15 protein-coding genes, 1 tRNA gene and 2 rRNA genes (1 of these 18 cut by a window edge) are annotated in these 17,494 nt (G+C 61.3%); 2 read left to right on the top strand and 16 right to left on the bottom strand.

The window, feature by feature from the left end; translation table 11 throughout:
* Window positions 1-11: 11 nt before the first annotated feature.
* Window positions 12-266 (top strand): Rho-binding antiterminator, encoded by a 255-nt coding sequence (locus tag ACWPWQ_RS04115; protein WP_454009070.1) that lies wholly within the window; start codon window positions 12-14, stop codon window positions 264-266.
* A 69-nt stretch (window positions 267-335) separates the two neighbouring features.
* On the opposite strand, the gene ACWPWQ_RS04110 is transcribed toward ACWPWQ_RS04115, so the two are convergent.
* From ACWPWQ_RS04110 to ACWPWQ_RS04050, 13 genes are all read right to left on the bottom strand, one after another.
* Complete coding sequence (locus ACWPWQ_RS04110; RefSeq protein WP_406569531.1) at window positions 336-1,094, bottom strand: class I SAM-dependent methyltransferase; 759 nt, start codon at window positions 1,092-1,094, stop codon at window positions 336-338.
* A gap of 51 nt (window positions 1,095-1,145) precedes the next feature.
* Entirely contained in the window at window positions 1,146-3,710 is a 2,565-nt protein-coding gene (locus ACWPWQ_RS04105; protein WP_319914028.1) for a sensor domain-containing phosphodiesterase, read from the bottom strand.
* A 204-nt stretch (window positions 3,711-3,914) separates the two neighbouring features.
* Entirely contained in the window at window positions 3,915-5,957 is a 2,043-nt protein-coding gene (gene prlC, locus ACWPWQ_RS04100; RefSeq protein WP_454009069.1) for an oligopeptidase A, read from the bottom strand.
* 221 nt (window positions 5,958-6,178) lie between these two features.
* On the bottom strand, window positions 6,179-7,198 hold the full coding sequence (gene hemB / locus ACWPWQ_RS04095; protein ID WP_454009068.1) for a porphobilinogen synthase: 1,020 nt from the start codon (window positions 7,196-7,198) through the stop codon (window positions 6,179-6,181).
* Between the two features lie 3 nt (window positions 7,199-7,201).
* Window positions 7,202-7,987: a TatD family hydrolase gene (locus ACWPWQ_RS04090; protein ID WP_454009067.1), complete on the bottom strand. Its 786-nt coding sequence runs from the start codon at window positions 7,985-7,987 to the stop codon at window positions 7,202-7,204.
* A gap of 188 nt (window positions 7,988-8,175) precedes the next feature.
* Window positions 8,176-8,931, bottom strand: a complete 756-nt coding sequence (tatC, locus tag ACWPWQ_RS04085) for a twin-arginine translocase subunit TatC (RefSeq protein WP_202048058.1) — start codon at window positions 8,929-8,931, stop codon at window positions 8,176-8,178.
* The gene (tatB, locus tag ACWPWQ_RS04080; protein ID WP_454009066.1) at window positions 8,928-9,389 is read right to left on the bottom strand and encodes a Sec-independent protein translocase protein TatB; all 462 of its coding nucleotides are present in this window, start codon (window positions 9,387-9,389) and stop codon (window positions 8,928-8,930) included. Before tatB ends, tatC begins: the two co-directional genes overlap by 4 nt.
* 3 nt (window positions 9,390-9,392) lie before the next feature.
* Window positions 9,393-9,641 carry a Sec-independent protein translocase subunit TatA gene (gene tatA, locus ACWPWQ_RS04075; RefSeq protein ID WP_025328841.1) on the bottom strand — a complete coding sequence of 83 codons (249 nt, stop codon included), beginning with the start codon at window positions 9,639-9,641 and terminating at the stop codon, window positions 9,393-9,395.
* Window positions 9,642-9,681: 40 nt separating this feature from the next.
* Window positions 9,682-11,322, bottom strand: a complete 1,641-nt coding sequence (ubiB, locus tag ACWPWQ_RS04070; protein ID WP_139438510.1) for a ubiquinone biosynthesis regulatory protein kinase UbiB — start codon at window positions 11,320-11,322, stop codon at window positions 9,682-9,684.
* Window positions 11,322-11,930, bottom strand: coding sequence for a ubiquinone biosynthesis accessory factor UbiJ (locus tag ACWPWQ_RS04065; RefSeq protein WP_454009065.1), 609 nt, complete (start codon window positions 11,928-11,930; stop codon window positions 11,322-11,324). Before ACWPWQ_RS04065 ends, ubiB begins: the two co-directional genes overlap by 1 nt.
* Window positions 11,931-11,938: 8 nt before the next feature.
* Complete coding sequence (gene ubiE / locus ACWPWQ_RS04060) at window positions 11,939-12,691, bottom strand: bifunctional demethylmenaquinone methyltransferase/2-methoxy-6-polyprenyl-1,4-benzoquinol methylase UbiE (protein ID WP_454009064.1); 753 nt, start codon at window positions 12,689-12,691, stop codon at window positions 11,939-11,941.
* A gap of 65 nt (window positions 12,692-12,756) precedes the next feature.
* Window positions 12,757-13,134, bottom strand: coding sequence for a fluoride efflux transporter CrcB (gene crcB, locus ACWPWQ_RS04055; RefSeq protein WP_139438501.1), 378 nt, complete (start codon window positions 13,132-13,134; stop codon window positions 12,757-12,759).
* 88 nt (window positions 13,135-13,222) lie between these two features.
* The gene (locus ACWPWQ_RS04050; protein ID WP_454009063.1) at window positions 13,223-14,488 is read right to left on the bottom strand and encodes a cytosine deaminase; all 1,266 of its coding nucleotides are present in this window, start codon (window positions 14,486-14,488) and stop codon (window positions 13,223-13,225) included.
* A 141-nt stretch (window positions 14,489-14,629) separates the two neighbouring features.
* On the opposite strand from ACWPWQ_RS04050, the gene ACWPWQ_RS04045 reads away from it, so the two are divergent.
* Window positions 14,630-14,833 (top strand): hypothetical protein, encoded by a 204-nt coding sequence (locus ACWPWQ_RS04045; protein ID WP_265435839.1) that lies wholly within the window; start codon window positions 14,630-14,632, stop codon window positions 14,831-14,833.
* A 48-nt stretch (window positions 14,834-14,881) separates the two neighbouring features.
* On the opposite strand, the gene ACWPWQ_RS04040 is transcribed toward ACWPWQ_RS04045, so the two are convergent.
* The 3 genes from ACWPWQ_RS04040 to ACWPWQ_RS04030 form a co-directional block, all read right to left on the bottom strand.
* Window positions 14,882-14,957: transfer RNA gene (locus tag ACWPWQ_RS04040), tRNA-Thr, on the bottom strand.
* A gap of 106 nt (window positions 14,958-15,063) precedes the next feature.
* Window positions 15,064-15,178: ribosomal RNA gene (rrf, locus tag ACWPWQ_RS04035) — 5S ribosomal RNA — on the bottom strand.
* A 126-nt stretch (window positions 15,179-15,304) separates the two neighbouring features.
* A 23S ribosomal RNA gene (locus tag ACWPWQ_RS04030) occupies window positions 15,305-17,494 on the bottom strand (it continues 700 nt past the right edge of the window).

Raw genomic sequence — 17,494 nt, 5'->3', positions numbered from 1 at the left:
CGAGAAGCATCATGACTGACTATCAACCCATCAGCTGTGACCTCTACGACTGGCTCGAGATAGCCGCCCGCTGGCAACTGCCTGTGACCCTCGCCAGCCGCGACGGTCGCCGGTGGGATGACAGGATCCGCACCATAGAGGCCAGCGACGGCGTCGAGTATCTGCTGCTGGAGAGCGGCGAGCGTCTCAGCCTCGCCGATCTGGCGACCCTGGATCTCGTCTGGCAGGGGGAAGCGCGGCATATCCGCTTCGCCCCCGCCAGCTGACCTCAAGGCAAAAAGGAGGGCCAACACAGGTTGGCCCTCCTTTTTTGCATCCGCGACTCACACCGGCAGTTAACCCGCCAGCGCCGCCATCACATAGACGTCGAAGCGGTTGCTCTTGGTCTCTATGGCCATGCTCGGTTTGTGCTCGTTGAGCCAGCCCGCGTAGTCCGGACGCTTCACCACCACCCGCTTCTGTGCCATCTGCAACGCCGCCGGCAGCAGGGCATCCGCATCGAGATCCGGCCCCACCAGGGACTGGAACACCCGCATCTCCTTCTTCACCAGCGCCGACTTCTGCTTGTGGGGGAACATGGGGTCCAGGTAGATGACCTCTGGCCGCTCCGGCAACGCCAGCAGGTTGTCCACCGCAGGCCCCTGCAGGAGATGCATGCGCTCGCTGACCCAGGGGCCTATCTCGGGATCCTGCGCCGCCCGCGCCAGACCGTCCTGCAACAGGGCCGCCACCACGGGGCTGCGCTCTATCAGGGTCACCTTGCAGCCGAGGGAGGCGAGCACGAAGGCGTCGCGGCCGAGCCCGGCGGTGGCATCCACCACGGTCGGCATGGCCCCGGACTTCAACCCCACCGCCTTGGCGATGGACTGGCCGCGGCCGCCACCGAACTTGCGCCTGTGGGCAACGGCCCCTTCCACGAAGTCCACATAGACGCCGCCGAGCTTGGGTTCGTCCAGCTTGCGCAGCTCCAGCCTGGTGTCAGTCAGCACCAGCGCAAAGGGGGCGGGAAACTCCACCTCGGCCAGACGCAGTCGCAGGGCGTCCAGCTCGCCGTCGCGGGCGGGCACTTCACTGAAAACCTGGATATGGGGCATAACGAAGACTCATGGCGGCACGGAAGCGGGCATGATAGCAGAAGCGGGGGATCAGCTCACTGTGGTCAGGTTGGCCAGGTTCATCCCCTGGCGATTGAGGGTCAGGTATTCCACCAGATCGTCATAGGGCAGCGGGCGGCTGAGCAGATAGCCCTGGGTGAAGGCACAGCCCTTCTGGCAGAGGAAGTTGAGCTGCTCCCGGGTCTCCACCCCCTCGATCACCACCTGCATGCCGAGGTTGTGCACTATGTTGATGATGCCGTCCAGCAGCAGCCTGTCCTGCTCGTTGAAGGGGATGTGGCGCACGAAGGATCTGTCTATCTTGACCAGATCCACAGGGAAGGTGCGCAGGTAGTTGAGGGCCGAGTAGCCGGTGCCGAAGTCGTCGATGGCCAGCTTGCAGCCCGCCTCGCGCAGGGCATCGATCCTCACCCTGTGCTGATCGCTGCTCTCCATCAGCAGGGACTCGGTGATCTCTATGATGATGTCCGCCGGGTCCAGGTCGAAGTGGCGGATCACCCTGAGCCACTCGTTCGCCTCGGGATCTATGGTCTGAAACTCCAGGGTGGAGCGGTTGATGGACATCTGCAACTCCGGGAAACCGGACTTCTGCAGCCTCGCCAGATCCCGGCACGACTGCCAGAGCACCAGGGCACCCAGCCCCTGGATGAGCCCCGCCTCTTCCGCCAGCGGGATGAAGTCTGCCGGCGAGACCTGACCCCAGTGGGGGTGATACCAGCGCACCAGGGCCTCCAGCTTGGCGACCCGGCCGCTGCGATTGTCCCAGATGGGCTGATAGGCCATGGTCAGCTGCGCCAGCTTGATGGCCTCCGCCAGATCCTGCTGCATCTGGTGGCGCTGGCTCACCTCTTCCCGCATGGAGGCGCTGTAGGTACCGAGGGAGCGTCCCTGCCGTTTGGCGACGAACAGCGCCTGCTCCGCATTGCGCAGCAGCTCGTCGCTGTCGCCGCCGTCGTTGGGGCAGAGGGTGATGCCGAGGGTCGCGGTCACATAGAGGTGCTGATTGGCCAGCATGAAGGGTCGGGCGAAGCCGCCGATCACCTGCTTGGCGAACACTTCGGCCTGGCGGCGGTTGACGATGCCGGGCACCAGGAAGGCGAACTCGTCGCCGCCGATGCGGGCCACCAGATCCTCGGTGCGCACCCGGCTCACCAGCCGATCCGACACCTCTCGCAGCAGGGCATCGCCCACATGGTGATCCATGCTGTTGTTGACCGCCTTGAAGTTGTTGAGATCCAGCACCATCAGCGCGAAGCGCTCCCCCCGCTCGCAGAAGCGGGCGAGACAGCGGCCGAACAGCCAGCGGTTCGGCAGCCCGGTGAGGTTGTCATAGTTGGCCTGGGCGGCGATCTTCTGCTCCGCCAGCTTGGTCTGGGAGAGATCGCTGAAGATGGCGATGTACTGGCTGATCCTGCCCCCTTCCCGCAGGGCGCTGATCATCAGCTGCTGGGGATAGAGCTTGCCGTTCTTGCGCTTGTTCCACACCTCGCCGCGCCAGATCCCCACCCGCTCCAGGGCGTGGTACATGTCGGCGTAGAAGGTCTGATCGTGCAGCCCGGACTTGAGCAGGCTGGGGCGCTGGCCGCGGGCCTCCTCCTCGCTGTAGCCGGTGATCTTCTCGAACGCCGGGTTCACCGAGATGATGCGGCTGTCGGCATCGCACACCAGGATGGCCTCGGAGAGGTTGTCATAGACCCGGTGGGAGAGCTTGAGCTGCTCCGCATGGCGCTTCATGGGGTCTATGTTCTCCAGCACCACCATGAGGTAGTCGGGATGCATCTGCTCGTTGCGGATCAGGGTCACAGTCACCCGGCCCCACAGCACAGAGCCGTCCCGGTGCAGGTAGCGCTTCTCCTGGGTGAAGGCGGGGCGCTCTCCCCGCTTGAGGGCATCGTAGAGCGGGATGCTGGTCAGCCAGTCGTCTGGGTGGTTGAGCTCGGCGACGGTGAGCCGCAGCAGCTCCTGCTGGCTATAGCCCAGCATCTTCTCGATGGCCGGGTTGACCCAGAGGATGGTGCCGTTCAGATCGAGCTTGCCGATGCCGACCGGCGCATGGGACATCATGGTGTCCAGGAAGTCGGGGCATTCCGGCTGGGTTGGGGGCGACTGACGCTGCTGCTGATACATCAGGGCCAGTTCACGGCCGGCGAGCGGTGCCAGCAGCCGCAGCAGTCCCATGATCTTGTCCATTCTGGGGGTGGCCCGCTTGAACATGACGCTGCACAGCCCCAGGGTCTCGCCCTCGGCACTCTTCAGTGCGACGCCGGCATAGGCCCTGACCTGGCAGCGCTCCAGCACGGCCGCATGGGGAAACAGCTCCCGGGTACGATCGCTGAACCAGGCTTCTCCCTGCTGCATGGCGATCTCGCCCGGGGTGTCCGCGAGGGGGAAGCTGTAGGAATTGATGTCGAGAGAGGCGGGATAGGCGGCATGCACGGTGAAGAAGAGCCCGGCCTGATCCTTGCCTGAAACCAGGACGAAGTCAGCCCCGACCGCGTTGGCGATTTCACTCACAAAGGTATCAAAATATCCCTGACCACTCGAATGAGACAGGCTGGAGATGATTTGATAGACAGACTCGAGTGCTCGCCTCATGGCAAGGTTCTTTCTCTCCTTGGAAGGTAGAACCCGACTCTACTGAAGAGGCGGGGCCAGTGCAAACATGCACTCCGCAAGATATTAAAAAGCCTTGAAAAAAGGGACCAAAAGGTCCCTTTTTCTCTCAAAAATCACGCTGTGATCCCACTATGTCGCAAATCTGTACCTGCTTGAAGCTCACGCCGGCGAAGGCGCCGGGCCTCAGGTGGCTATCCCGCTGTGACGTAGCAGGGCATCCACCTTGGGCTCGCGACCGCGGAAGGCGCGGAACAGCTCCATCGGCTCTTTCGAGCCACCCTTCTCGAGAATGTTTTTCAGGAAGGATTGGCCGGTGGCCGGATTGAAGATCCCCTCCTCCTCGAAACGGGAGAAGGCATCGGCGGAGAGCACCTCGGCCCACTTGTAGCTGTAGTAGCCCGCCGCATAGCCGCCCGCGAAGATGTGGGAGAAGCTGTGCTGGAAGCGGTTGAACGCCGGCGGCGTCATCACGGCCACCTGGCTGCGCACCTCCGCCAGCAGGGCCGGGATCTGATCCGGATTGGCCGGGTCAAACTCCTGATGCAGACGGAAGTCGAACAGGGCGAACTCCAGCTGACGCAGCATCTGCATCGCCGCCTGGAAGTTGCGGGCGGTCAGCATCTTCTCCAGCAGATCCGCGGGCAGCGGCTCGCCGGTTTCATGATGACCGGAGATGAAGGCCAGCGCCTCGGACTCCCAGCACCAGTTCTCCAGGAACTGGCTCGGCAGCTCCACCGCATCCCAGGCCACGCCGTTGATACCGGCCACGCCGGCCACGTCGATCCGGGTCAGCATGTGGTGAATGCCGTGGCCGAACTCGTGGAACAGGGTGACCACTTCGTTGTGGGTGAAGAGGGCCGGCTTGCCATCCACCGGGCCGTTGAAGTTGCAGGTCAGGTAGGCCACCGGCTTTTGCAGCGAGCCATCCTGACGGTAGCGACGACCCAGACAGACATCCATCCAGGCGCCGCCCTGCTTGTGTTCCCGAGCGTAGAGATCGAGGTAGAAGCTGCCGCGCAGCTCGTCCTCGGCATCGAAGATATCGTAGAAGCGCACGTCCGGATGCCAGGTATCGATGCCGAGGCGCTCGCGCACCTTCATGCCGAACACCCGCTTCACCACCTCGAACAACCCCTTCACCACCTTGCTGGCGGGGAAGTAGGGGCGCAGTTGCTCGTCGGAGATAGAGAACTTGTGCTGCTTGAGCTTCTCGGCGTAGTAGGCGAGATCCCAGGCCGCCAGCTCGCTCTGGCCGTGCTGCTCGGCGGCGAAGGCGCGGATCTCCTCCAGCTCGGCCTTGCCTTGGGGCAGGGACTTGGCCGCCAGGTCCGTGAGGAAGCTCACCACCTGCTCGGTCTTGTCCGCCATCTTGGTGGCGAGGGAGAGCTCGGCGTAGTTGGCAAAGCCCAGCAACTGGGCCAGCTCGCGGCGCAGGGTGAGCAGCTCGCTCATGATGGCGGAGTTGTCCCACTTGCCCGCATTGGGGCCCTGATCGGAGGCGCGGGTGGTGAAGGCCTCATACAGCTCGGCCCGCAGGGCACGGTTGTCCGCATACATCATCACCGGCAGGTAGGAGGGGATGTCCAGGGTGAACAGCCACCCCTCCTTGCCCTTCAGCTCGGCCATCTGGCGGGCGGCCGCCTGCGCGCTCGCGGGCAGACCGGCCAGTTCGGCCTCGTCGGTCACCAGCTTGCTCCAGCCCTGGGTCGCATCCAGCACGTTGTTGCTGAAACGGGAGGCCAGCTCGGAGAGGCGAGACTGGATCTCGCCATAGCGCTGCTGCGCCTCGGCAGGCAGACCTATGCCGGAGAGGCGGAAGTCACGCAGGGTATTCTGGATCTCCTTGCGCTGGGCGCCGCTCAGCAGGAGGAAGTCGTCGCTCTCGGAGAGGGCCAGATAGGCCTGATAGAGCCCTTCATGCTGGCCCACATAGGTCTGGAATTCGGAGAGCAGCGGCAGGCAGGCGTCATGGGCTGCGCGCAGCGCCTCGCTGTTCTGTACGGCGTTGAGGTGGCTGACCGGCGACCAGATCCGGGACAGGCGGTCATTGACCTCTTCCAGCGGGGCGATCAGGCTGTCCCAGGTGTGGGGCTCCTTCTGGGCCAGCACATCGGCAATCTTCTGTTTGCAATCGGCGATGGCCTGCGTCACGGCAGGCTGCACCTGATCGGGCTGGATCTGGCTGAAGGGGGGCAGCGAGTCCATCGTCAGCAAAGGGTTAGTCATCTGCGGTACCTCTAAATGCTCTGCAGCCCCTGCCGTCCAGAAGCTTGCTTGGACCATCTAAGATGTAGGCAGAAACCCCATTTATCAAGCCTTTGCCGCCCAGAGCCGGGTCTGCTGCCCAGATTTCGCCAAAAGCTGCTCATTAATGCAGCGATCCTGCATCCAGAGACGACAATGCCGGCCAAAGGGCCGGCATTGTGAGGGCATCGACGCTACCCGTCTCAGCGTTGGGCGTCCTCTTTCAACCACTGGGCGACCCGCTTGGCGAAGTAGGTGAGGATGCCGTCGGCACCGGCCCGCTTGAAGCAGAGCAGGGACTCCAGCACGCACTCCTTCTCCTTGAGCCAGCCGTTCTGGATCGCCGCCATGTGCATGGCATACTCGCCGCTCACCTGGTAGGCGAAGGTCGGCACCCCGAACTGATCCTTCACCCGACGGATCACGTCCAGGTAGGGCATGCCCGGCTTGACCATGACGCTGTCCGCCCCTTCGGCGATATCCAGCGCCACCTCGTGCAGGGCCTCGTTGCCGTTGGCCGGATCCATCTGGTAGCTGGCCTTGTTGCTCTTGCCGAGGTTGGCGGCGGAGCCCACCGCATCGCGGAACGGGCCATAGTAGCTGGAGGCGTACTTGGCGGAGTAGGCCATGATCTGGACGTTGACGAAGCCGTTCTCTTCCAGCGCGGCGCGAATCGCTCCGATGCGGCCATCCATCATGTCGGACGGCGCCACTATGTCGGCCCCGGCGGCGGCGTGGGAGAGCGCCTGCTTCACCAGGATCCCGGTGGTGATGTCGTTTTGCACATAGCCTTCGTCATCGATGATGCCGTCCTGACCGTGGGTGGTGAAGGGATCCAGCGCCACGTCTGTGATGACACCCAGCTCCGGGAAGCGGGCCTTGAGGGCACGGGTGGCACGCTGGGCCAGCCCGTCCGGGTTGTAGGCCTCTTCCGCCATCAGGCTCTTCTGCTCCAGCGGGGTCACCGGGAACAGGGCGATGGCGGGCACGCCGAGGGCCACTAGCTCTTCGGCCTCCGCCAGCAGCAGATCGATGGAGAGCCTGTCCACCCCCGGCATCGAAGCGACGGCTTCACGCTGACCCTCCCCCTCCAGCACGAACACCGGATAGATGAGATCGTTGACGGTCAGCTGGTTCTCGCGCACCAGACGACGGCTGAAATCATGTTTGCGCACCCGGCGCAGGCGGCGACCCGGAAAGGCGCCCGGAAGAGTTATGGCCATGAATCACTCCAGAAGAGGAAGTTGGAAAAATGCGGCGGAGGTGGCCCGGGTATGGGCCAGCAAGGCCTCGGGCGCTTCACCACGGCAGGCCGCCACCACCTGGGCGATGTGCGGCAAAAAAGCGGGTTCGTTGCGTTTCGGACGCGGTTTCAAATCCCGCGGCACCAGATAGGGAGCATCGGTCTCGATCATCAGCCGACCGACGGGGATGCGCGCCACCTGCTCGCGCAGCAACTGGCCGCGCCGCTCGTCGCACAGCCAGCCGGTCACCCCGATATGCAGCCCCAGCGCCAGGCACTCGTCCAGCTCCTCGTCGGAGCCGGTGAAGCAGTGCAGCACGGCCCCCGTCAATCTGGGCAACCAGGGCCGCAGGATCTCGACAAAGCGGGTGTGGGCATCGCGGCAGTGGAGAAACACCGGCATCCCCAGCTCGGCGGCCAGCGCCAGCTGGGTGTCGAACACCGCATCCTGCACCGGACGGGGGGAGAAGTCGCGGTTGTAGTCGAGGCCACACTCGCCGATGGCCACCACCTGGGGCAGCGCCGCCAGGGCGCGCAAGGCGGGCAGGGTCTGCTCATCCACACTCTTGGCATCGTGAGGATGCACCCCGGCGGTGGAGAAGCAGTAACCGGGCCACTCGGCGGCCAGTGCCGCACTCTCGCGGCTGCCGGCCAGATCGGTACCGGTCAGGATCAGCGCCTCGACCCCGGCGGCGCGGGCGCGGGCCACCAGTGCTGGCTGTTCGCCGGCAAACTGGGGGCTGGTGAGGTTGAGACCAATGTCGATCATGGGATCAGAGGTTCCGAACAAAAGGAATGCATATCAGGTATTTGAAAACCATCTACTCGATGGGGCATCACCATACGCCTCGAACGGATGCATGAAAAGAGGAAGGGAGCCTCAGCTCCCCTCGTTCTGCTATTCCTGCGGACTTCGTCATCCTCTCGCCGTCCGGCAAACAGATGACGAACAGAGCCTCAGCTCTCCACATCCGGTTGTTCCTGCTCTTCCTCGTCCTCTTTCCTCACATAGAAGCGGGCGAAGAAGAGACCTATCTCCCACAGGGCCCACATGGGGATCGCCAGCAGGGTCTGGGAGAAGACATCGGGCGGGGTCAGCAGCATGCCGACCACGAAGACCCCGACGATGACGTAGGGGCGCTTCTCCTTCAGACTCTTGGGGGTGGTGACCCCGGTCCAGCACAGCAGTATGGTGGCCACAGGTATCTCGAACGCCACCCCGAACGCGAAGAACAGGGTCAGCACGAAGTCCAGATAGCTGGCAATGTCGGTCGCCACCGTCACCCCGGCGGGGGCCGTGCTGGTGAAGAAGCCGAACACCAGGGGGAACACCACGTAGTAGGCGAACGCCATGCCGGCATAGAAGAGCACGGCACTGGAGGCCACCAACGGCATGACGAGACGCCGCTCGTGCTGGTACAGGCCGGGGGCGATGAAGGCCCAGGCCTGATAGAGCAGATAGGGGATGGCCAGGAAGAAGGAGACCACCAGGGTCAGCTTGATGGGCGTGATGAAGGGGGTCGCCACGTCCGTCGCTATCATGCTGGTCCCTTCAGGCAGCTGGCTGAGCAGCGGCCGGGCCACGAAATCGTAGATGTCGTTGGAGAAATAGATAAGCGCGACAAACGCCAGCAGGATGGCGGAGATGGAACGCAGCAGACGGGTTCTCAGCTCCACCAGGTGGCTGATAAGGGGTTGTTCGGCCTGACTCATGGCTTCACCTCCCCTTTGCCGGCCGACTCGCTGACGGGCTCGCGCTGGCTGTTGACCGGCGGCACCTCGGTCAGCTGCACCGCAGGCTCCACCGGGGCGACGGGTTCAGCCTGGGTGACCGGCTCGGAGCGTGGCGGGCGGATCTCGTTCTGCGCTTCCTGCTGTGGCTGATAGGGACGGTTCACCGACTGGGCCGCCGCCTTCAACTGCTCGATGGACTCCTGCAGCTCTGGACTCAGGTTGCTCATCTGCAACTGCTCGGCCTTCTTCAGATCATTGTGCAGCTCTTGCAACTTCAGCTCCTGCTCCAGCTCTGTCTTGACCGAGTTGGCGGTACTGCGGATCAGCCTGATCCAGTGGCTGGCGGTACGGATGGCGACCGGCAACCGCTCGGGACCCAGCACCACCAGGGCGACGACACCGATGACGACCAGCTCCCAAAAACCGATGTCGAACATGGCTTAGGCCTGATCTTTGTCTTTCTGCTTGGCGGTCTCGGCACTGCTGGCCGTCTCGTTCAGCTGCTTGGCCGGAAACTCCGCATCCTTCTGCTCGGGCTTGGCATCGGCCGGATCATCCGACAGCGCCTTCTTGAACCCCTTCACGGCGGCACCCAGATCGCCGCCGATACCACGCAGCTTCTTGGTACCGAACAGCAGCACGACGATGACTGCGATGATCAACAATTGCCAAATACTGATACCACCCATGACTTTCTCTCCAGGATAGGCGCCTGATGGCGCAGTTTAATTAATGAATGCGGGTCTTCAACCAGCCCAGCAGCCAGCATAACCCGGCGCCGGCGAGACTGATTTGTCCCCACTCAATATGTTGTTTCTGGGTCAGCAAGAATACACCCACCAACAGTAGGCTGGCTCCCACCCCTAAGAGGTAGCGGGCCTGTCCCTGACGGCGGCTGTGCAGGCGAAAATCGGCGAACATCTGCTCGAAGTGGTGCTGCTGATGCCGCGCCTGGCGCAGGGTCTCGTAGACCAGCTCAGGCAGCTCCGGCAGCTTCTCCGCCCAGAAGGGGGCCTTCTCGCGGATCGCGTTGAGCACAGCCTTGGGGCCCACCTGCTCGTGCATCCAGCTTTCCAGGTAGGGCTTGGCGGTCTGCCACAGGTCCAGCTGGGGATAGAGCTGGCGCCCCAGCCCTTCCACATAGAGCAGGGTCTTCTGCAGCAACACCAGCTGGGGCTGCACCTGCATGTTGAAGCGGCGGGCGGTATTGAACAGGTTGAGCAGCACGTGGCCGAACGAAATTTCGGAGAGCGGCTTCTCGAAGATGGGCTCCAGCACGGTGCGGATGGCGAACTCGAACTCGTCCACCTTGGTGTCAGGCGGTACCCAGCCGGACTCCACGTGCAGCTGCGCCACCCGCTGATAGTCACGGTTGAAGAAGGCGAGGAAGTTCTCCGCCAGGTAGCGCTTGTCTTCCCGGTTCAGGGTGCCGACGATGCCGCAGTCGATGCCGATCCAGAGCGGATTCTCCGGATGCTCGTAGGAGACGAAGATGTTGCCAGGGTGCATGTCCGCATGGAAGAAGCTGTCACGGAACACCTGGGTGAAGAAGACCTCGACCCCGCGCTCCGCCAGCAGTTTCATGTTGGTGCCGTTGGCCTCCAGCGCGGCGATGTCGGAGACGGGAATGCCGTAGATGCGCTCCATCACCAGCACCTGCTCGCGGCAGTGATCCGTGTAGACCTCGGGCACATAGAGCGCCTCCGAGCCGGTGAAGTTGCGCCTCAGCTGGATGGCGTTGGCGGCTTCGCGCATCAGATTCAACTCGTCGAGTATGGTCTTGCGGTACTCCTCCACCACCTCGACGGGGCGCAGCCGTGCGCTCTGGGGCACGAAACGGGCCACCAGACGGGCCAGCGCCTGCATCAGTCGCAGATCGGCCTCGATGACGGGCTCTATGTCGGGACGGATCACCTTGATGACGATCTCCCTGCCATTCTCCTTCAAGCGGGCGGTATGGACCTGGGCAATGGAGGCGGATGCCAGCGGCGTCTCGTCGAAGTCATCGAACAGCGTCTCGATGGGGCAACCCAGGCTCGCCTCTATCTGGCGCCTGGCCTCCTGCCCGCAGAAGGGGGGCACCCTGTCCTGCAGCAGAGCCAGCTCTTCGGCGATGTCCGGTGGCAGCAGATCCCGGCGGGTCGACAACATCTGGCCAAACTTGATGAAGATGGGGCCCAGGGCCTCGAAGGCGAGGCGAATGCGGGCGCCCCGGCACAGCTCCGGCTGTTTGTTCTTGAGCCAGAACAGGCTGCGGCGCACCAGGCGTCCGGGCCAGGGTTGATAGCGGGCGGGAACCAGCTCGTCGATGCCCTGCTCCAGCAGGATGCTGACGATGCGATAGAGGCGTTTGAACTCCTTGGGGGTCATCAGCTCACCTGCTGCTCGAGGCGGGCCAGCCGCAACTCGACCGCCTTCATGTGCTGTGCCAGCAGCTCGACGTCGTCGTTGAAGCTCGCCACTTCCAGCGGGCCGGGGGCGAGGCGGGCCTCCTCGGTGAGGTACTCGGCCAGCTGGCGCTGGGAGCGGCACAGCTCGCGGCCCACCACGCGACGGGCCTGACGGGCGCCGCCACACAGGGTATGAGCCAGCACGTCGCCGGTATAGCGCGACAGCTCCTCCTCCCAGTCGATGTCCAGCTCCCCCAGCAGGGCGCTGAAGGCCTGCACCAGCTGGGGATCGCCGCTCAAGTCCAGCTTCTCCTCGCGGATATAGCGAGTCAGGGCGGAAGGATCCTTCAGCAGGCCGATCGCCGTCAGCGAGAGGCTCAACACGGCGTCGGGCTCCCCTTCATAGCGGGCCAGCACATCAAGTCGACGCTCGGAGAAGACAAACCAGAGCGGCTTGAGCTCACGCAGCTCCAGCTTGAGTACCTTGCCCACGAGCTTGCGCAGCCGCGCCGGGCTCTGCTTGTCGAGTGCCAGCAACTGGTTGAGGCTGGTTTCGATCACCGCGGTGACCATGGCATCCATCGGCATAGGCGACCTTAAAACTTGTAACCACGGTGCAGGGCGACCACACCCTGAGTCAGGTTGTAGTACTCCACCTGCTCGAAGCCGACCTGCTCCATCATGCCCGCCAGGGTCTGCTGATCCGGGTGCATGCGAATGGATTCCGCCAGGTACTTGTAGCTTTCCCCGTCGTTCGCGACGATTTCGCCCATTTTCGGCAGCAGCTTGAAGGAGTAGAGATCGTAGAGTTTGGCGATCACCTCGGTCGAAGGCTTGGAGAACTCCAGCACCAGCAGACGGCCACCCGGCTTGAGTACCCGGAACATGGAGGCCAGCGCCTTGTCCTTGTCGGTCACGTTGCGCAGGCCGAAGCCTATGGTGATGACGTCGAAGTGATTGTCCGGGAAGGGCAGCGCCTCGGCATTGGCCTGCACGTAGGAGACGTTGTTCGCCACCCCCAGGTTGCGCAGCTTGTCGCGGCCCACCTTGAGCATGGAGTCGTTGATGTCCGCCAGCACCACCTGACCCGTCTCGCCGACGATGCGGGAGAACTTGGCGGTCAGATCCCCGGTGCCACCGGCCAGATCCAGCACCTTCTGACCCTTGCGCACACCGGAACAGTCGATGGTGAAGCGCTTCCACAGGCGGTGAATGCCGAATGACATCAGATCGTTCATCAGATCATACTTGGCCGCCACCGAATGGAAGACGCCAGCCACCAGAGTTTCCTTCTCGGTCGCCGCCACGGTTTTATAGCCAAAATGCGTAGTATTAGTCTGTTCCGACATCCCTCAAACACCCATAGAGCAAAGAATGGCCGCCAGTTTACCAGAGCCGGTGACCTGCGGACACCTTAAACCCGGCTGGCAACCAACTGCATCCCCAGCATCACCATGGCCATACAGAGGAAGAGATTGAGACCTATGTTGAGCAATGCCTTCAGATAGGCGCCTTGCTGTGCCAGCACCACGGTATCCAGGGCGAAAGAGGAGAAGGTGGTCAGGGCACCGAGGATACCCACCATCAGCAGCGGCTTCATGGGGTGTTCCACCACATGGCCATGGCTGATCAGCGCAAAGGCGATGCCCATGATGAAGGAGCCCACCACGTTGACCACCAGGGTGCCGTAGGGGAAGTGGCGTCCCAGCAGCAGCGCCATCAACTCGGCGATACCAAAACGAAGGCAGGCGCCGATGGCACCACCGGCCGCGACAAATAACCAGGTTTGCATGAGGAGGCTCCATAAGTGTCAGGCCGACATTATGCAAAATGCCGGCAAGCGGGGATAGCGGGGCAATTAATCTGCGGGGTTGGCCGCCTCATCGGCGAAAATCCACCGGCTCTGTCTGATCCAGATGCAGGGAGGTCTGCGCTGGCCGGGTCTCGGCAATCACGCGGCCATGGCGGATGGAGTAGCGCACCGGCACCTGACGACGCACCGCATCGAAGCCGCTCTCGGCGGGCAGGATCAGCAGGTTGGCCGGTTTTCCCACCTCGACGCCATAGCGATCCTGCACGTTCAGGGTGCGGGCACTGTGGCTGCTGATGAGCTTCAAGCCGTCGTTGATCTGCTCGTAGCCCATGATCTGGCAGACATGCAGCCCCATGTGCAGCACCTGCAACATGTTGGCCGTTCCCATGGGATACCAGGGATCGAACACATCGTCGTGGCCGAAGCAGACGTTGATGTTCGCTTCCAGCATCTCCTTCACCCGGGTGATGCCACGGCGCTTGGGGTAGGTATCGAAACGTCCCTGCAGGTGAATGTTCACCAGCGGATTGGCGACGAAGTTGATGTCCGCCATCTTGAGCAATCGGAACAGGCGAGAGGCATAGGCCCCGTTGTAGGAGTGCATGGCGGTGGTATGGCTGGCGGTGACGCGATGGCCGATACCACGCTCGTAGGCGAGCGTCGCCAGGGTCTCGATAAAGCGGGACTGCTCGTCATCGATCTCGTCGCAGTGCACATCCACCAGAACCTGATACTTCTCGGCAAGATCGAAGACGTAATGCAGACTTTCGACCCCATACTCCCGGGTGAACTCGAAATGGGGAATGGCGCCGATCACGTCGGCTCCCAGCTTGAGCGCCTCTTCCAGCAAGGCCTTGCCGTTGGGATAGGAGAGGATCCCCTCCTGCGGGAAGGCAACGATCTGCAGCTCGACCCACGCCTTCATCTCTTCCCGCACCTCCAGCATCGCCTTCAGGGCCACCAGGTTGGGGTCGGAGACATCCACATGGGTGCGAACGAACTGGATGCCGTTGGCGATCTGCCACTTCAGCGTCTGTATGGCCCGCCGCTTCACATCTTCATGGGTCAGCAGCGCCTTGCGTTCGGCCCAGCGCTCTATCCCCTCGAACAGGGTACCGGAGAGGTTCCAGCTCGGCTCACCGGCGGTCTGGGTAGTATCGAGGTGAATGTGGGGCTCGATAAAGGGGGGCATCGCCATCCCCTCCTCCCCATCCAGTTCCCGGGTGGAGAGGAGGATCTGGCTCATGGGGGCTATGGTCCTGATCAGACCATCCTGACACAGGATCTGCCACAGCCCCTCCCTGCCACTCAGACGCACATTCTTTATCAACATGTACCTTTCCCCTTAGAGACGCTGATTGCCTTTGCCAATCCACAACTTAGCTCGGATCAATTTAATAGAAAAGCGTTCACACAGAATGCAGATGAGACTGACATCATTGAAGGAGAGCAACGATAAAGGGAGTGGACCGGGATGAGAGCAGGATTGACCGAGATCGGCAGCGCAGGCTTGTTTCACGAGTATCTGCAGACGCTGGGCATCAACAAGCCCCCATTGACCGTGATCGACGAACAGTGGGAGTACAGACGGAACGAACAGCTGGTCGCAGCCATTCAGATAGAGGCTTCCGGGCGGGCTCGCTTCTATCTCGATGCCAGACAGATTTCGATGAACTGAATGGTAAAAACAAAAAAGCCTCCCTTTTCAGGGAGGCTTTCGTTTTCATGGTGCTGATACCCAGAGTCGAACTGGGGACCTCATCCTTACCAAGGATGCGCTCTACCAACTGAGCCATATCAGCACACTAACCGGTAAAGACCGCACTGTGTGCGCTATCTAAATCTTCTGTCCAACACGACCTGACGTCGTATCGCGACCAACCACATCGCTGTGATTGCTTAATTGAAGCCTGGCAGTGTCCTACTCTCGCATGGCGAATGCCACACTACCATCGGCGCTACCGCGTTTCACTTCTGAGTTCGGCATGGGATCAGGTGGTTCCACGGCGCTATGGCCGCCAGGCAAAAAACTTCATCTGGAAAGCTGACGTGAGTAACGACTGATTGGCTATTGCCTGGTCGCTATCACTGAATTTTTGAGTAGTTCGTTCATTCGCTACAAGCACCAGAAACACTTCTTGGGTGTTGTATGGTTAAGCCTCACGGGTAATTAGTATGGGTTAGCTCAACACGTCGCCGCGCTTACACACCCCACCTATCAACGTTGTGGTCTCCAACGGCCCTTTAGGACCCTCAAGGGGTCAGGGATGACTCATCTCAGGGCTCGCTTCCCGCTTAGATGCTTTCAGCGGTTATCGATTCCGAACTTAGCTACCGGGCAGTGCCACTGGCGTGACAACCCGAACACCAGAGGTTCGTTCACTCCGGTCCTCTCGTACTAGGAGCAACTCCCTTCAATCATCCAACGCCCACGGCAGATAGGGACCGAACTGTCTCACGACGTTCTGAACCCAGCTCGCGTACCACTTTAAATGGCGAACAGCCATACCCTTGGGACCGACTTCAGCCCCAGGATGTGATGAGCCGACATCGAGGTGCCAAACACCGCCGTCGATATGAACTCTTGGGCGGTATCAGCCTGTTATCCCCGGAGTACCTTTTATCCGTTGAGCGATGGCCCTTCCATTCAGAACCACCGGATCACTATGACCTACTTTCGTACCTGCTCGACCTGTCCGTCTCGCAGTTAAGCTGGCTTATGCCATTGCACTAACCTCCTGATGTCCGACCAGGATTAGCCAACCTTCGTGCTCCTCCGTTACTCTTTGGGAGGAGACCGCCCCAGTCAAACTACCCACCAGGCACTGTCCGCGAGCCCGATTCAGGGCCCTGCGTTAGAACATCAAACATACAAGGGTGGTATTTCAAGGACGGCTCCAGCGCAACTGGCGTCACGCCTTCAAAGCCTCCCACCTATCCTACACATGTAGGTTCAATGTTCAGTGCCAAGCTGTAGTAAAGGTTCACGGGGTCTTTCCGTCTAGCCGCGGGTACACCGCATCTTCACGGCGAATTCGATTTCACTGAGTCTCGGGTGGAGACAGCATGGCCATGGTTACACCATTCGTGCAGGTCGGAACTTACCCGACAAGGAATTTCGCTACCTTAGGACCGTTATAGTTACGGCCGCCGTTTACCGGGGCTTCGATCAAGAGCTTCGCTTGCGCTAACCCCATCAATTAACCTTCCGGCACCGGGCAGGTGTCACACCCTATACGTCCACTTTCGTGTTTGCAGAGTGCTGTGTTTTTGATAAACAGTCCCAGCCATCTGGTCACTGCGACTCCCAACTGCTCCATCCGCAAGGGACTTCACTGTCAAGAGCGAACCTTCTCCCGAAGTTACGGTTCTATTTTGCCTAGTTCCTTCACCCGAGTTCTCTCAAGCGCCTTGGTATTCTCTACCCGACCACCTGTGTCGGTTTGGGGTACGATGACTTGTAATCTGAAGCTTAGAGGCTTTTCCTGGAAGCAGGGCATCAATGGCTTCACCACCGTAGTGGCTTCGTCTCGTGTCTCAGTGTTGTGTCTCCGGATTTGCCTAGAAACACCACCTACGCACTTTCACCAGGACAACCGTCGCCTGGCCCACCTAGCCTTCTCCGTCCCCCCATCGCAATTACAAGTCGTGCAGGAATATTAACCTGCTTCCCATCGATTACGCCTTTCGGCCTCACCTTAGGGGTCGACTCACCCTGCCCCGATTAACGTTGGACAGGAACCCTTGGTCTTCCGGCGAGGAGGCTTTTCACCCCCTTTATCGTTACTTACGTCAGCATTCGCACTTCTGATATCTCCAGCATGCCTCTCGACACACCTTCGCAGACTTACAGAACGCTCCCCTACCACTCACACATAAGTGTGAATCCGCGGCTTCGGTGCCTGGTTTGAGCCCCGTTACATCTTCCGCGCAGGCCGACTCGACTAGTGAGCTATTACGCTTTCTTTAAATGATGGCTGCTTCTAAGCCAACATCCTAGCTGTCTGAGCCTTCCCACATCGTTTCCCACTTAACCAGAACTTTGGGACCTTAGCCGGCGGTCTGGGTTGTTTCCCTCTTCACGACGGACGTTAGCACCCGCCGTGTGTCTCCCGGATATTACTTACTGGTATTCGGAGTTTGCATGGGGTTGGTAAGTCGGGATGACCCCCTAGCCCAAACAGTGCTCTACCCCCAGTAGTATTCGTCCGAGGCGCTACCTAAATAGCTTTCGGGGAGAACCAGCTATCTCCGAGTTTGATTGGCCTTTCACCCCCAGCCACAGGTCATCCCCTAACTTTGCAACGTTAGTGGGTTCGGTCCTCCAGTTGATGTTACT

The sequence above is a fragment of the Aeromonas sp. Marseille-Q7275 genome (assembly GCF_965119515.1).
The sequence above is the reverse complement of the archived record's forward strand: the minus strand, read 5'-3'. Positions and strand labels throughout refer to the sequence as shown.

Coding starts and splice junctions, on each gene's coding strand:
- ACWPWQ_RS04115 (WP_454009070.1), top strand. CDS start 12: ATGACTGACTATCAACCCATCAGCTGTGACCTCTACGACTGGCTCGAG.
- ACWPWQ_RS04110 (WP_406569531.1), bottom strand. CDS start 1,094: ATGCCCCATATCCAGGTTTTCAGTGAAGTGCCCGCCCGCGACGGCGAG.
- ACWPWQ_RS04105 (WP_319914028.1), bottom strand. CDS start 3,710: ATGAGGCGAGCACTCGAGTCTGTCTATCAAATCATCTCCAGCCTGTCT.
- prlC (WP_454009069.1), bottom strand. CDS start 5,957: ATGACTAACCCTTTGCTGACGATGGACTCGCTGCCCCCCTTCAGCCAG.
- hemB (WP_454009068.1), bottom strand. CDS start 7,198: ATGGCCATAACTCTTCCGGGCGCCTTTCCGGGTCGCCGCCTGCGCCGG.
- ACWPWQ_RS04090 (WP_454009067.1), bottom strand. CDS start 7,987: ATGATCGACATTGGTCTCAACCTCACCAGCCCCCAGTTTGCCGGCGAA.
- tatC (WP_202048058.1), bottom strand. CDS start 8,931: ATGAGTCAGGCCGAACAACCCCTTATCAGCCACCTGGTGGAGCTGAGA.
- tatB (WP_454009066.1), bottom strand. CDS start 9,389: ATGTTCGACATCGGTTTTTGGGAGCTGGTCGTCATCGGTGTCGTCGCC.
- tatA (WP_025328841.1), bottom strand. CDS start 9,641: ATGGGTGGTATCAGTATTTGGCAATTGTTGATCATCGCAGTCATCGTC.
- ubiB (WP_139438510.1), bottom strand. CDS start 11,322: ATGACCCCCAAGGAGTTCAAACGCCTCTATCGCATCGTCAGCATCCTG.
- ACWPWQ_RS04065 (WP_454009065.1), bottom strand. CDS start 11,930: ATGCCGATGGATGCCATGGTCACCGCGGTGATCGAAACCAGCCTCAAC.
- ubiE (WP_454009064.1), bottom strand. CDS start 12,691: ATGTCGGAACAGACTAATACTACGCATTTTGGCTATAAAACCGTGGCG.
- crcB (WP_139438501.1), bottom strand. CDS start 13,134: ATGCAAACCTGGTTATTTGTCGCGGCCGGTGGTGCCATCGGCGCCTGC.
- ACWPWQ_RS04050 (WP_454009063.1), bottom strand. CDS start 14,488: ATGTTGATAAAGAATGTGCGTCTGAGTGGCAGGGAGGGGCTGTGGCAG.
- ACWPWQ_RS04045 (WP_265435839.1), top strand. CDS start 14,630: ATGAGAGCAGGATTGACCGAGATCGGCAGCGCAGGCTTGTTTCACGAG.